The organism is Pseudomonas sp. LM13 (assembly GCF_041381355.1).
Lineage (GTDB): Bacteria > Pseudomonadota > Gammaproteobacteria > Pseudomonadales > Pseudomonadaceae > Stutzerimonas > Stutzerimonas frequens.
On the sequence record NZ_JACBXH010000026.1, the window covers coordinates 25349 to 39605 of the forward strand.

10 protein-coding genes, 2 tRNA genes and 2 pseudogenes are annotated in these 14257 nt (G+C 61.6%); all 14 read right to left on the reverse strand.

Features of this window, described 5'->3' with window-relative positions; all coding sequences use genetic code 11:
- Positions 1-139 precede the first annotated feature (139 nt).
- Entirely contained in the window at positions 140-1852 is a 1713-nt protein-coding gene (locus HZR81_RS15915) for a GmrSD restriction endonuclease domain-containing protein (protein WP_021250005.1), read from the reverse strand.
- A 23-nt stretch (positions 1853-1875) separates the two neighbouring features.
- Positions 1876-2196, reverse strand: coding sequence for an AlbA family DNA-binding domain-containing protein (locus HZR81_RS15920; protein ID WP_500128682.1), 321 nt, complete (start codon positions 2194-2196; stop codon positions 1876-1878).
- Between the two features lies 1 nt (position 2197).
- A pseudogene (locus HZR81_RS15925) lies at positions 2198-5884 on the reverse strand (TrlF family AAA-like ATPase); the annotation flags it as partial.
- Positions 5829-6506, reverse strand: coding sequence for a hypothetical protein (locus HZR81_RS15930; protein ID WP_500128683.1), 678 nt, complete (start codon positions 6504-6506; stop codon positions 5829-5831). The gene HZR81_RS15930 and the pseudogene HZR81_RS15925, both read right to left, overlap by 56 nt.
- Positions 6503-6943 (reverse strand): annotated as a pseudogene (locus HZR81_RS15935) (tyrosine-type recombinase/integrase); the annotation flags it as partial. The gene HZR81_RS15930 and the pseudogene HZR81_RS15935, both read right to left, overlap by 4 nt.
- 236 nt (positions 6944-7179) lie before the next feature.
- Positions 7180-8280 (reverse strand): redox-regulated ATPase YchF, encoded by a 1101-nt coding sequence (gene ychF, locus HZR81_RS15940; protein ID WP_063540102.1) that lies wholly within the window; start codon positions 8278-8280, stop codon positions 7180-7182.
- 24 nt (positions 8281-8304) lie between these two features.
- The gene (pth, locus tag HZR81_RS15945; RefSeq protein WP_003299803.1) at positions 8305-8889 is read right to left on the reverse strand and encodes an aminoacyl-tRNA hydrolase; all 585 of its coding nucleotides are present in this window, start codon (positions 8887-8889) and stop codon (positions 8305-8307) included.
- A gap of 33 nt (positions 8890-8922) precedes the next feature.
- Entirely contained in the window at positions 8923-9540 is a 618-nt protein-coding gene (locus HZR81_RS15950) for a 50S ribosomal protein L25/general stress protein Ctc (RefSeq protein WP_013983773.1), read from the reverse strand.
- A gap of 119 nt (positions 9541-9659) precedes the next feature.
- Positions 9660-10601 (reverse strand): ribose-phosphate pyrophosphokinase, encoded by a 942-nt coding sequence (locus HZR81_RS15955; protein WP_003294564.1) that lies wholly within the window; start codon positions 10599-10601, stop codon positions 9660-9662.
- 78 nt (positions 10602-10679) lie between these two features.
- A tRNA-Gln gene (locus HZR81_RS15960) sits at positions 10680-10754 on the reverse strand.
- Between the two features lie 47 nt (positions 10755-10801).
- Positions 10802-10876 (reverse strand) — tRNA-Gln (locus HZR81_RS15965).
- Positions 10877-10895: 19 nt separating this feature from the next.
- Positions 10896-11756, reverse strand: coding sequence for a 4-(cytidine 5'-diphospho)-2-C-methyl-D-erythritol kinase (ispE, locus tag HZR81_RS15970; protein WP_270053094.1), 861 nt, complete (start codon positions 11754-11756; stop codon positions 10896-10898).
- Positions 11757-12377: a lipoprotein insertase outer membrane protein LolB gene (gene lolB / locus HZR81_RS15975; protein ID WP_013983771.1), complete on the reverse strand. Its 621-nt coding sequence runs from the start codon at positions 12375-12377 to the stop codon at positions 11757-11759.
- 3 nt (positions 12378-12380) lie between these two features.
- A complete protein-coding gene (locus HZR81_RS15980; protein ID WP_500128684.1) occupies positions 12381-14108 on the reverse strand; it encodes a tetratricopeptide repeat protein in 1728 nt (575 codons plus the stop codon).
- Positions 14109-14257: the final 149 nt, after the last annotated feature.

The window sequence follows — 14257 nt, forward strand, 5'->3', positions numbered from 1 at the left end:
TGTGTCAGGCATGGTGGCAACACTGTGTGCACAAAGTGGCGTCAATGTGGTGAACAGCGTGGCAACATTGTGTTGAACATGGCGGCAGCATTGTGGCGACATGTGGGTCACCGTGTGGCAACAAGGTGGCGCTGACAGTTCAAGCGACCGCATGGATGAAAGCATTCAGTGCCGCCGCGATTCGTTTACGGCGCTCTTGCAAGAACGCCTTGTAGTGATCCAGTGCCAGCAGTTCCTCCTCCACCGGGATGCACTGTGCTGCGAATGGTGCTGCACCGTGCTGTGCCACCAGCGGCAACAGGTAGGTCACAGGCGCTTTGTCGCTGATCGCACGATTAGTTTTGCCGCCGATGAAAGCCAGGTTGGCGATGTCGTCGGCCTCGCGAGGGGTGTAGCTGCCGCGCAGCAATGCCTTGGGGAAAATGTGATGAAACTGCAAGCGGTGCTGACTGCCCGAGTGGTCCAGAGCAATGGCAAGGTGGCTGCGCCAATCCTTAGCGCCTGCCGCACGAAACGCCAGGAACATGGTCTTGAACAGCGCACTACGCTGGTTGCGCCCCTCCAGCTCTTCCGGCGTGATCTCAAGGCGACCGAACTGCAGACGCAGCCGGTCGATCAGTTCATTGACGCCGCCGCCATTGCGGATGGTCGCCAAATCCTGATCCAGAATGGTCTCACTGGAACCCCGGGAGAAACGGCCTTTGGCATTGGCGGCCAAGGCCCAGTAGCGCAACTGCTGCGCTTCTTCCGTGCTGAGGGCATAGTCACGGCGATGCCCAATGTAGGCAAGTACCACCAGTAAGAAGGGCGATGACAGCAAGGCAGGGCTGTCGATACCCAGATTGCTGCGTGCGAAATTGAGGGCAAATTCCATCCCCTCGCAGGCTTCTTTCCAGGCTTGCTGCAGTACGTCCAGGGTCAGGCTGCCGACGGTCAGAAAACGGGATTGCCCGGTAGCAAAGGCCATCAAATTCTTCAGGTGCAAACCCAGATCAAGCTCGAAACCGTTCTGGGCGCAAGCACTCTGGAAGTCCAGGAAGGTCTGCAGCGAGTGCCGCCATTTGGCCGTGATCTGCGCCAGAGCCAGATCGGAGCTGCGCAGCTTGGCGCCCAGCGAGTTGACCCGCACGAAGATTTCCGTGACCTCGTCGTAGGACAGTGTTCGCTCCAGCACGTCCATGCGATACACGTACTTGCGAATGCCGCGTAGCCGGGCCAGGCGCTGACTGTATTTCTCGTAACGCGGATCATCAAAGCCACTGATGCCCGCACGTTTGAGGAAAGGCGCATCGCTGTCGGTCTTGAAGACTTCGGATACCTTCACCCACTGCGGCAACTGCTCCAGCTTCCGGGTCGCCACCACGAAGGTCATTTTGTTGAAGCGCGTCAGCAGTTCGTCTTCGCTGGCGTCGGCCTCGTCGCCGCCCAACTCGCCTTCCTCATCGACCTCAGCGTCATCGCCGTTCTCATCCACTTCGGTCACGACGGCCAGTTGGTCGGGATGCTCCAGATTGAACAGCAAATCGATGGGCCGACGGCGACCGCGTACCGACACCGGCTCGCCACGAATGACGGCAGATAACGAGGTCAGACGCTGTTGTCCATCGAGCAACAGGCGGGTGCTCTGATAAGGGTTATTGCTTTGGCTGACGGCAAAGCTTTGCAGGGGCACGGCCTCATCGGTTTCCCACAGCAGGATCGCTCCCGAGGGATAGCCCCGATACAGAGAGTCGAGCAAGTCGCGCACGCGCGTGGAGCGCCAGACATACTGCCGCTGCATTTCCGGCAAGCGCAGCTCACCGCGCTCGATCATCGAGACCAGTTCTTCAACGCTGGCTTCAGCCTTGGCCATGGTGCTTCCTTATCCTCTCAATCTCACTCAACTGCTGCGGGCGGCTCGGCAGCGGGGATGATCAACAACAGCTCGGAGTCATCCACTAGCCTGTAAACCGGTCGCTTGCCGGACAGCCGTTCACTTTGATCCAGAATGATCTGAACCCCTTCACCACGCTTGTCGTCCACGCCGAGCACGCACACACCGCCACGGCTGTTGGCGAAAGCGGCCAGCTCATCGGCCAGCGAATCTTTATGGGGTGCTGACACCTTTTGACCGGCAAAGCGGACTTCCTTCAACTCCAGGTAGGAGTCCTCTCCCAGGCGAATCTTGTCGATCAGATCCGCGATGTTGTCGAACATGTCAAACCTCTCTTCCCAGGCGTTGGTAACGCCGTTCGAACGCTTCTTCGCCGCCTTCCATCACCTGGCAGACTTCGCGGCGCATGGCCTGATCCTGCAACGAGCCGGTTTGCTTCACGTGGCACTGTTGGTTGAAGTCCAGTACGTGGATCAACTCCGCATCGCCATTGACCACGATGTTGGGGTTGTGGGTCACGATGATGAGCTGACGGCGCAGTTTGTTGCTGCGGATCTGCTGCACGACCAGTCCGTAGATCAGGTGGTTATCCAGGTCATCTTCTGGCTGGTCGAGCACCAGTGGCTCGTTGCCGTGCGCCAGCAGGAAGGCCAGCATGGCCGCCGCGCGCTGCCCGGCGGAGGCCTGGCCGATGGACTGAAAGTCCCGCCCGTCACCTTTGCGGCTGTATTCCACCTGCAAACCGTCTTCAGGGAACCAGCACAGGATGTGATCGATGAATTCCGGGCGCTTGTCGGCTTCCGCTTTCAGGAATTTATTGAGCCAGCCTCCAAACTCAGCCTGGCCGCGACAGGCTTGCGACAGGCGTTTCTTCTGCGTCAATAGCGCCTGCTCGAAGGCCGCCGTATCCCATACGCCCGGCTGCTCGACCAGATCAACCGTGCCCAGCAGATCGGCCACGAGCCCTTTGGGGGATGCCCCCTCTTGCTCCTGATACAGGTCGTCCACGTACTTGCCTTCAGCGGCCCCAAGCACCTCCCGCAAGGAGCGCTCGATGCCCTGCGCGTCCCGGCTGTAAGGGATCAGTTCGATGCGCACAAAGGGATTGCCTTGCAGCGTTGCCTGCAAAAATGCGCGCCGTTGGGCGCTGATGGCGCGGCGGGCGGATTGCACCTGTTCCAGCAACGACTTGGCCTTCTCTCGCAACTCGGTGTGCTGCTTCTGCAAAGCTTCCAGTTTCTTCAGCTCGATTTCCAGGCGCTGCTTTTCTTGCACCAGACGGCCGTACTCGCTGGGGTCGCTGACGCCTTGTTGCTGCAAGTCGGCCTTGAGCTGCTCGTAAGCCGTCTTGGCAGCGTCGATCCGCGCAAACCAGGGCGAAGCCTCCAGTTCACCTCTCAGGACTTGCCCACGCTCCTGCAGCACGTTTGCCGCGCGCTCGACGTCCTGCTGCGCCTTGGCAATGGTGGCGTGCAGCGCCTGGACAATGCCCAGTGCCGGGCCGTCCTCGGCGGTATCGAACAAGCCTTCCGGCAAGTCTTCCGCCAACAGATCGTCGGCAAGCGCTTTCAAGCGGGTTGCCAGTTCGGCGGAGGCGTCGAACTGGCGTTCCAGCTCGCGGCTTTGCCGGTTGGTGCGCTGATAGTTTTTCAGCAGAGCGGCATGATCGGCGCCCTCGAAGCGGGCCAGCTTGCGCTGAATATCTTGCAGGGCCAGCGTCAACGCTTCACGCCCTTGCAGCTTGCCATCCAGCTCGCGCATTTGCGCCCGTGCGGCCAGGAAGGCACGCTTGGCTTCCTCGAAAGCGGCTTGCTGCGATTGCGTGCCCGCCGCATCGTCAATCACCTTGAGCAGCGCCTGCTGGCTGTCACCGGCCAGTGCCGCGATCTGCCCCTGGCTGAACAGACGCACCGGAAAGCGTTGCTCGGTGATGGCCTGGCTGGCCGAAGGTTTGAAACCGTCCGTCACGGCGTCCCATTCCTCCACCACGTGGCCCTGGCCATCCTGCCGCCAGATCAGGCGATAGGACATGCCATCGCGCTGCACTTGCACGCAGATGGCCGTATCTGCCCGCAGGCCGCCTTCGTCATGGCGGCTCCTGGCGACCTGATTGAAGCGCTTGAAGGTCTGCCCGGCTTCCGAGCTGAGCGACAGCTCCTTCTCACGGCGATAGGCCAGACGCAGGGCATGTACGATGGTTGATTTACCTGTGCCACGGCCACCTATCAAGGCATTGAAGTACGGATTGAGCGGCAACTCGGCAGGCTGCCTGCCGCGCCCCATGTAGCGAGCGTCGCGGATTTCAATCGACTCAATGAAATGCTCGGGCGTATTGAACGGCGCAAAGCCGTCGCCCTCATCGCTGCGCCGAACGGAGACTTCCTGCCCATCCAGCAAGGCAAGACGCAAGCCTTCCAAGCTAGGCCGCGCCATCTTGATCCAGGTGTAGCGCGAACCCGGAACAGCCGTACCTTGGAAGCTGTGGCAATCGCTGCCCACCACGCTGGCAAAGCGCAGTTTCAGCTCCTCCAGCACCATGGGCACAGGGCTGTTGGAGGCGGCCCACTCCAGCGCCAGGATGCCGGGCTCCTGCAAGACCGCCTTAACCGTGTTGGCATCCATCACGCATTTTCGCGTGCCGGGGTCGATCTGAAGCAAACCCTTGTTGCCATCGACGTGCGCCGGAATGGCCAGGCCCCCCGCCGCCAGAATGCGCTCCACCACCTGGGCGGCGCCGATGCGGGTGTCCTCACAGACTTTGCGGATGCGCTCGGGCGTCTTCACCAGCACGGCCATCTTGGCGGCGGTCTTCGCGAGGTTGTCCTTGTCGAGATCCGACAGGCCGCCGATCAGGTCTTTGTAGGCGGCGTCCAGCGCTGCCTTGTCGATGTGCAGATCGATCAAGCGCGGTTCAAAGTGCAGTTTCAGTGTGGCACCGTCGCGGATCGACTCCTCGAAGCCGTAGCGGCTCATGTAGCCTTTCTCGTCCTCGTCTGCACCAAAGGCGTAGAAGGTGTTGCGGTCGGCACGGTTGATCGGCGTACCGGTCAGGCCGAACAGAAACGCGTTGGGCAGGGCCTCACGCATCTTGCGGCCCAAGTCGCCTTCTTGCGTGCGGTGGGCTTCGTCCACCAAGGCGATGATATTGCTGCGGTCGTTCAGGCTGCCGGTGGCCTCGCCGAACTTGAAGATCGTGGTGATGATGATCTTGCGCACATCCTGCGCCAGCAACTGCTGCAGTTTGTCGCGGGTATCTGCCTTTTCCAGATTGGGGATGTCCGCCCCGGTGAAGGTGCCCGTGATCTGGCTGTCGAGATCGATCCGGTCCACCACGATCAGCACGGTGGGATTCTTCAATCCTGCGTGCATGCGCAGCTTCTGCGCGGCAAACACCATCAGCAGCGACTTGCCCGAGCCCTGGAAATGCCAGATCAAGCCCTTCCTGGGGTAGCCCGCCAGCACCCGCTCGACGATCTTGTTGGCCGCTTCAAACTGCTGGTAGCGACAAATGATCTTGATGCGCTGCTTTTTCTTGTTGGTGGCGAACAGGGTGAAGCTGCCGAGAATGTCCAGCACCACATGCGGGCGCAGCATGCTCTCGGCCGACAGCTTGAGCGACTTCAGCGGATGGTGCTGACTATCCTCGCCATCACCATCCAGATGCCAAGGGCCCCAGTCCTTGACTGGTAGCCCGATGGAGCCATAGCGGTAAGCCTTGCCCTCGGTCGCCACCGAGAACACGTTGCAGACGAACAGCTCGGGTACGAACTTCTCGTAGTCGTCGTGCACCTGCACCGCGCCATCGACCCAACTGATGCACTTCTTGACCGGCGTCTTGGCCTCGATCAGCACCAGCGGCAGCCCGTTGACCAACAACACCAGATCGGCGCGGCGCTCGGTGGGGCCTGCGCGGTAGATGAACTGCTGGGTGACGATGTACTGGTTCTGCGCCAGATCATCCAGGTCGATCAGCCGCACCGGCACATGCTCGTTGTTGGGGCCGAAGGGCAACTCCACCGATATCGACGGTAAATCCTTTGCTGAAACGCCCCAGATAGTGATTGGCGCGATGAGCAGGCGTGGTTTCAGCATCGGTCTTCATGCCGCCTGCAGCATAGATGGCGCCGAGGAGATAGGCGGATGGTTCGTTCTTGCTGTTCACCGAGTGGTACTCGAACTCCTTGCTCCACTTGATCGGAATTCTGAATTGCTGGCAGGTGACGATAAACTGCTTGGCGATCAGTTCCTTGGCCTCATGTTCTCTGCTTGCTCCGGGCGCTGACAATTGCCTGCTCACGGAGTGTAGCGACTCGCAGAACAGCTTATGGGTAGGCAGGTCCTTCCTCAGAAATTCGGGCAATAGCACCGCCGACTCTTCATCCAGGCTTCGAAGCGCCTTGCTTAACCGGGACGCTGCATCTCGGAGTCTTTTGAGTTGCTCAAGTGTGCCTTCTTCAATTTCAGGGGGCGGCATCGTACGCCAACGAAAACTTTCTGCCAGCCGCAGAAAAGCATTTACACATTGCTCGCGGCGCTGAACGCCATATCGGTCGCAGGTTGCCTCTGCTCTGGTGCGCAGCTCGGCGGCGGCATCGGAGTTGGGAATATCTGGAGCCATGATCTTTGTGGTCATGCCTGTGCTTGCTCTTTCCATTCGTCCAATCTGTCCGCCCATTCCTGCATCATGGCGCGACGCTCATCGAAATAGGTGGCGTGGTTGTAGGTACGACGCACATTGTTCTGGTCAGCATGGGCAAGCTGCGCTTCGATGGCATCGGGACGGTAGCCCATCTCGTTAAGGCGGGTACTGCCGGTGGTCCGCGTGGCGTGTGGGCTATAGGCGCCGCTCCACCCCAAAACCTTGAGCGCCTGGCGAAGCGATGCGGCGGACATGGGAGCGTTGCGATCATCCCGGCCGGGAAACAGGTGCTTACGGTTGCCGGTAATGGCATGCAGTCCTTTGAGCATGTCCACTGCCTGACGTGGTAGAGGCATGAGGTGCTCCTTGCGCGCTTTCATGCGCTGCGCAGGGATACGCCAAACAGCCTTCTCAAGGTTAAACTCATCCCAAGTGCGTGTCGGTAAGCATGGTGGCTGACTCCTTGTCATGGCGACAGCGGCACTATACTCACTTATTCGTTCATACTCCAAGAGCTGTACTCGCTAGCGTACTCAGGCATGCATTGACTGCTCGGGAAACTTGAAGCAGCGCTATGAAACAATAAAACCGCGCAACTGCGCGGTTTTATTGGGATTTTCATGCTTTCCTGGTGTTTCATGAAACATCAGGAAAACGGCTTGGCGACTCAGACGTTGAAGCGGAAGTGCATCACGTCGCCGTCCTTGACGATGTATTCCTTGCCTTCCAGGCGCCACTTGCCCGCTTCCTTGGCGCCGGCTTCGCCTTTGTACTGGATGAAGTCGTCATAGGCGATGACTTCGGCGCGGATAAAGCCTTTCTCGAAGTCGGTGTGGATCACGGCGGCGGCCTGCGGAGCGGTGGCGCCGATCCTGACCGTCCAGGCCCGGACTTCCTTGACCCCGGCGGTGAAGTAGGTCTGCAGGTTGAGCAGCTGGTAGCCGGCGCGGATCACGCGGTTCAGTCCCGGCTCGTCCATGCCCATGGTCTCGAGGAACATCTGCATCTCTTCCAGATCGTCCAGTTCGGCGATCTCGGCCTCGATCTTGTTGCACACCGGCACGACGATGGCGCCTTCTTCCTCGGCGATGGCATTGACCACGTCCAGGTGCGGGTTGTTCTCGAAGCCATCCTCGGCGACGTTGGCGATGTACATCACCGGCTTGGTGGTCAGCAGGTGGAAGGTCTTGGCCAGGCGCTTCTCTTCGTCGCTGAAGTTCTTCAGCAGGCTGCGCGCCGGCTTGCCTTCGGTGAGGTGCGGGATCAGCTTCTCCAGCAGCGCCTTCTGCGCCACCGCTTCCTTGTCACCGCCCTTGGCGGTGCGGGCGACGCGCTGCAGCTGCTTCTCGCAGCTGTCGAGGTCGGCCATGATCAGCTCGAGGTCGATGATCTCGATATCGCGCTTGGGATCGACGCTGTTGGCGACGTGGATGACGTTCTCGTCTTCGAAGCAGCGCACCACATGTGCAATCGCATCCGTCTCGCGGATATTGGCGAGGAACTTGTTGCCCAGGCCTTCACCCTTGGACGCGCCGGCGACCAGGCCGGCGATGTCGACGAACTCCATGGTGGTCGGGATCACCCGCTCCGGCTTGACGATGGCCGCCAGCGCGTCGAGACGCGGATCGGGCATCGGCACGATGCCGCTGTTCGGCTCGATGGTGCAGAAGGGGAAGTTCTCCGCCGCGATGCCGGACTTGGTCAGGGCGTTGAACAGGGTGGACTTGCCGACGTTGGGCAGACCGACGATGCCGCAGTTGAATCCCATGGTGATCTTGCCTCGGAGTTAGGTTCAGGCCTTCTGGCTGTGCAGGCGCTGCATGGCGCGCGTCCAGTCGCCGGCCAGGATTTCCGGCACGACATCCAGTGCGAAGTCGATGCTGGCGTCGAGCTTCTCGCGCTCGGCCTGCGGCGCCCGCCCCAGCACGTAGCCACTGACCAGGCTGGCGTGGCCCGGATGGCCGATACCCAGGCGCAGGCGATGAAAGCCGTTCTGGTTGCCGAGCTTGGCGATGATGTCGCGCAGCCCGTTGTGCCCGCCATGACCGCCGCCCTGCTTGAGCTTGGCGACGCCGGGGGGCATGTCGAGTTCATCGTGGGCGACCAGGATGGACTCGGGAGGAATTCGGAAAAAGCCGGCCAGTGCCGCCACCGCCTGACCGCTGCGGTTCATGTAGGTGGTGGGGATGAGCAGGCGGATGTCTTCGCCCTGATGGCTGAACTTGCCGACCAGGCCGAAGTACTTGCGATCGTTGCTGAGCGAGACGCCCTCGCGGGCAGCCAGACGCTCAACGAAAAGGGCCCCCGCGTTATGCCGGGTCTGGTCGTATTCAGGGCCTGGATTTCCCAGGCCGACGATCAGTTTTACGGCAGTCACGACGGGGGCCCCTTCTTCGGCTAGGCGAGTGGATTACTCGGCAGCGCCTTCTTCTTTCGGAGCGTCTTCCTTGCTCACGCGCGGAGCGTGAACGTTGGCAACCGGCAGGTCGCTGCCGTGGGCCAGGGAAACCAGCTCAACGCCTTTCGGCAGCTTGATGTCGGTCATGTGCAGAACCTGGCCGACTTCGACGTTGGCCATGTCGACTTCGATGAATTCCGGCAGGTCTTGCGGCAGGCAGGAAACTTCGACTTCGTTGAGGTTGTGCAGGATTTCGCCGCCTTGCTGCTTCACGCCAACCGAGGTTTCCTGGTTGATGAAGTGCAGGGGTACGGTAGCGGTCAGCTTGTGGCCGGCAACGACGCGAACGAAGTCGGCGTGCAGAACGAAGCTCTTGGCCGGATGACGCTGCAGCGCCTTGATCAGAACGGATTCGTTCTGGCCGTCGACGTTCAGGCTCAGCACGTGGCTGAAGGAGGCTTCGTTTTCCAGCAGCTTGGCCAGATCTTTGGCCAGGATGCTGATGGACTGCGGGGCCTTGTCGCCACCGTAGATGACGGCCGGAACCAGGGCAGCGTTACGACGCAGGCGGCGGCTCGCACCTTTCCCCAGGTCGGAACGCACTTGGGCATTCAGGGTGAAATCGGTCATTTCGTTTCTCCAGTAACAACATTACCCGTCGCGCTTGCGACCAGCGCTCGGGCTGTTGGGCAAAAAGCCCCGCGCGAGGCGGGGCACATTACGTTCAGTTCGATTTCCGCAGCTTGCGCTTAGCGGAACATCGCGCTGATCGATTCGGCATTGCTGATGCGGCGTACCGCTTCAGCCACCACTGGCGCGATGTCCAGCTGGCGAATTCGGGTGCAAGACTGTGCGGCGGCCGACAGCGGGATGGTGTTGGTCACCACCAGCTCGTCGAGCACGGAGCCTTCGATGTTCTCGATGGCGCGACCGGACAGGATCGGATGCGTGCAGTAGGCGTAGACCTTGGCAGCGCCATGGTCCTTCAGCGCCTTGGCTGCATGGCACAGGGTGCCGGCGGTGTCGACCATGTCGTCGACGAGGATGCAGGTACGGCCTTCGATATCACCGATGATGTGCATCACTTCGGACTGGTTGGCTTTCGGCCGACGCTTGTCGATGATCGCCAGGTCGACGCCGAGGGATTTGGCCACGGCACGGGCGCGGACCACACCACCGATGTCGGGGGAGACGATCATCAGGTTCTCGAAGCGCTGGGCCTGGATGTCGTCGACCAGGACCGGCGAGCCGTAGATGTTGTCTACCGGCATGTCGAAGAAGCCCTGGATCTGATCGGCGTGCAGATCGACGGTCAGGACGCGGTTGACGCCGACGACGTCGAGCATGTCGGCCACGACCTTGGCGCTGATCGGCACACGGGCCGAGCGCGGACGGCGGTCCTGGCGGGCATAGCCGAAGTAGGGGATCACGGCGGTGATGCGCGAAGCCGAGGAGCGGCGGAAGGCATCGGCCAGCACCACCAGCTCCATCAGGTTATCGTTGGTCGGTGCGCAGGTCGGCTGGATCAGGAAGACGTCCTTGCCGCGAACGTTCTCGTTGATCTCGACACTGATTTCACCGTCGGAGAATTTTCCGACATAGGCGTCACCGAGGGGGATATGCAGCTGACGTACGACACGCCGGGCCAGATCGGGGTTGGCGTTCCCCGTGAAGACCATCATCTTGGACACGCGCAGTACCTGCCTGAGGGTGGGTCCGATGAATAAAAAGCTGTTCAAAAGGCGAGCTCTTGAACAGCTTCAAGTGTATGGCAGGGGCGGCTGGATTCGAACCAACGCATGCCAGGATCAAAACCTGGTGCCTTACCGCTTGGCGACGCCCCTGTAGGGTCAACTTCTAGTGCGCTGATCGTACGAACCTTGGAAGGTTATGGCAGGGGCGGCTGGATTCGAACCAACGCATGCCAGGATCAAAACCTGGTGCCTTACCGCTTGGCGACGCCCCTGTATCGTACAACCCTTGTGCTACGCACTCGCTTCCTGTGCCATCTGTTCCAGGCTTCGGTGCAACATCGAGACGTTACGACCGCGGGCCACGAAACTCGGCAAAGTGGCTGGAAGTTGGCGGCGGACTTTATCAGCCTCGCCCTCGTTTGGGAAGCTCCCAAACACACAAGCTCCAGTGCCGGTCATCCTTGCCTGAACGAATTTGTTCAACAAGCTCAAAGCGTTACGAACTTCCGGATAACGCTTCTCGACCACCGGCTGACAGTCGTTATGACCGCCCCCTGCAAGAAGGCTGCGAACTGTAATGGCCGGGGTATTACGTGTCAACTCCGGGTCGGCAAATATTTCCGCTGTACTAACAGAGACTTGCGGCGCTATGACGAGGAACCAGGGCTCGGCCAGATCGACCGGTTGCAGGCGCTCGCCGACCCCCTCGGCGAAGGCCGCGCGACCGCGAACGAACACCGGTACATCGGCCCCCAGACTCAGGCCCAGCTCGGCCAGGCGGTCCTCGCCAAGCCCGGTATTCCACAGATGGTCGAGGCCGAGCAGGGTGGTGGCGGCATCCGAGCTGCCGCCGCCGATTCCGCCGCCCATCGGCAGGCGCTTGGTCAGCTGGATGTCGGCGCCCAGGGTGCAGCCGCTTTCTCGTTGCAGCATGCGTGCGGCGCGAACGATCAGGTTGCTGTCGTGATCGACGCCCGGCAATTCGGTTAACAGGCGGATCTGCCCATCTTCGCGCAGGCGGAAGCTGAGCTCGTCACCGTAGTCGAGGAACTGGAACAGAGTCTGCAGCTCGTGATAGCCATCGGCACGGCGCCCGGTGATGTGCAGCATCAGATTGAGCTTGGCCGGCGCCGGCAGGGTCAGCATCTGCATTCAGCGGCCCAGCTGGCGCGGTTGCCAGTCCTTGACCACCAGGGTGATCTGCAGGTCGTGGCCTTCCAGGCGGATGCGCTCGGGCAGGGTGAAGCCGTTGTGCTCGGCGTAGGCCAGGTAGTTCACCTGCCAGCCGTCCTGCTCCAGGCGCGCCAGCCGGCTGTCGCTGTCCAGACTCAGGCGGCTGCGGCTGTCCGGCGCGGGTAGGCCGCGTACCCACCAGAGCAGGTGCGATACCGGCAGTTGCCAGCCGAGCTGGGCCTCTACCAGCGCTTCCGGCGAATCCGCCTCGAAGCGGCCCTGGCCGGCCACTTCCAGTGACACGGCATCCGGTCTGCCGGTCAGACGGGTGGCGCCGCGGCCAAGCGGGCCGGACAGGCGAATATCGAAATACTCCTGGCGCTGCAGCCAGAACAGTGTGCCGCTGCCAGATTCCTGTGGCGCTCGGATGCCGATCTTGCCGCTGATCTGCCAGCCGTCGAGGGTCTCGACCTGGCTGCGGTGCTCCTTCCAGGCCGCCGCGTTGCCGGGGCCTTCGACCGATTCGCGCGGGCCCATGCCGGCACAGCCGGCGAGCAGCAGGGCCAGGCAGGGGGCGACGAGTTTTTTCAGAAGGGTCATGGCTCAGGGCTTCTCCGATCCGGTCAGCCGCTTGAGCGTTTCGCGCAGGATCTGGCTGTCCGGTTGTAGTTTGAATGCCTTCGACCAGACCGCGCGGGCCTCGCTGCGTTCACCCTTGGTCCAGAGTACCTCGCCCAGGTGCGCCGCCACCTCGTGGTCGGGGAAGCGTTGCAGGGCCTTGCGCAGCAGCGCCTCGGCCTCGCTGAGATTGCCCAGCCGGAAGTTGACCCAGCCGAGACTGTCGAGAATCGCCGGATCATCCGGGTTGAGCTGGTAGGCCTGTTCGATCAGCTGCAGTGCTTCCTGATGGCGATCGGTGCGGTCGGTGAGGGTGTAGCCAAGGGCATTGAGCGCCATGGCGTTGTCCGGTTCGCGTTCGATGATGAAGCGCAGATCGCGTTCCAGCTGGCCCAGGTCGCCGCGTTTCTCGGCGAGCATGGCGCGGGTGTACAGCAGGTTGAGATCGTCGGGAAACTCCTCGAGCGCCTGTTCGGCCAGCGTCCAGGCCTGCTCGGTGCGGTCGTGCTCGGAGAGGGCTTCGATCTCGATGAGGTACAGCTGAATCGCATAGTCCGGCTGCTGCTGTCGGGCCTCGGCAAGCACCCTGGAGGCGTCATCGTCGCGGTTGCCGGAGAACAGCAGTTGGCTCTGCAGCAGTTTCGCCGGCAGATACTCATTGCCGGGGCCGACCTGGGCCAGTGCCTCCAGCGCCTTGGCGTTCTTGTCCATCGCCTGATAGGCGCGGCCGAGGTTGAAGTAAGCTGCGTCGATATGACTGCCGCGCTCGATCAACTCCTCAAGATAGACGGTCGCTTCACGCCAGGCCTGCGCTTCCATGCAGACCAGCGCCATGGAGAAACGCAGGTCGTCATCGGTAGGGTGTTGCTGGACCAGCGTCGCGAACTCGCCCATGGCTTCTTCCAGGCGATCCTGTTCGACCAGCAGGCGCGCGTAGGTCAGGCGCAGGCGCTTGTCTTCGGGGTGCTGACGCAGGCTCTTCTCCAGCAGCGGCAGGGCTTCATCGCCGCGCTGCAGGCTATGCAGCAGGCGCGCTTCCAGGAGGATGGAGGGGATCTGACGTTGCTTGGCAGGCTGCTTCTGTAGCAGAGCGAGGGCTTCCTCGCTGCGATCGTCCTGCTGTAGCAGAACGGCTTTGCCGAAGGACAGCTGCGGGTTGTCCGGGTGCTTGGCCAGCAGCTTGTCGAAGCTCTGCAGCAGGCCGGCGCGGGTATCGGGGTCGGTTTCTGAAGCAGACAGCGCGAGGAAGTCGAAATGCGTGTCGCCCTGGCCCTGCAGGACTTTCTCCATGAACTCCAGCGATTCTTCGTAGCGCCCGGCACGGGCGAGCTGCACGGCGGCAGCGCGCTGGGCGTCGAGATTCTCCGGCGCATTGCGTGCCCAGATCAGTGCCGTATCCAGTGCGGCCTGGTCGGCGCCGAGGTATTCGGCGATGCGAAAGCCGCGCTCGGCGACACCGGCATCCTGGGTCGCATGCGCCTGCTGTACATAGTTGCCCAGGGCGATGTCGAACCGATTTCGCTGTCCTGCCAGTTCCGCGACCAGCAGTGCATAGAGCGATTCGCGGCTGAACGAGCCCTGCGCCGGCTCGGCAACCGGCGCACTCGATGGCGCTGCATCCTCGACCGGCGGGGCGCTTTCCGGCGCCTGCTGCAGGAAGGTCTGACAGCCGCCGAGTAACAGCAGGGCGGCGAATGCGGCAAGTCTATTCATAGAGGAAATGTACGGCTGGTGTGCGGTCGCGGCATGATGACACAAGCCGCCGGGCAAGCCCATGGCTGCCAGAATGGTGCCAGGTGACGGGCATGGCCATCGAATCGGACAATCAAGGGCAATGGTTGTTCTCCATCAGACGAAGTAGG

Excerpts from the sequence above, each read along its gene's own strand:
- HZR81_RS15915 (WP_021250005.1), bottom strand. The coding sequence starts at position 1,852 with ATGGCCAAGGCTGAAGCCAGCGTTGAAGAACTGGTCTCGATGATCGAG.
- HZR81_RS15920 (WP_500128682.1), bottom strand. The coding sequence starts at position 2,196 with ATGTTCGACAACATCGCGGATCTGATCGACAAGATTCGCCTGGGAGAG.
- HZR81_RS15930 (WP_500128683.1), bottom strand. The coding sequence starts at position 6,506 with ATGACCACAAAGATCATGGCTCCAGATATTCCCAACTCCGATGCCGCC.
- ychF (WP_063540102.1), bottom strand. The coding sequence starts at position 8,280 with ATGGGATTCAACTGCGGCATCGTCGGTCTGCCCAACGTCGGCAAGTCC.
- HZR81_RS15950 (WP_013983773.1), bottom strand. The coding sequence starts at position 9,540 with ATGACCGATTTCACCCTGAATGCCCAAGTGCGTTCCGACCTGGGGAAA.
- ispE (WP_270053094.1), bottom strand. The coding sequence starts at position 11,756 with ATGCAGATGCTGACCCTGCCGGCGCCGGCCAAGCTCAATCTGATGCTG.
- lolB (WP_013983771.1), bottom strand. The coding sequence starts at position 12,377 with ATGACCCTTCTGAAAAAACTCGTCGCCCCCTGCCTGGCCCTGCTGCTC.
- HZR81_RS15980 (WP_500128684.1), bottom strand. The coding sequence starts at position 14,108 with ATGAATAGACTTGCCGCATTCGCCGCCCTGCTGTTACTCGGCGGCTGT.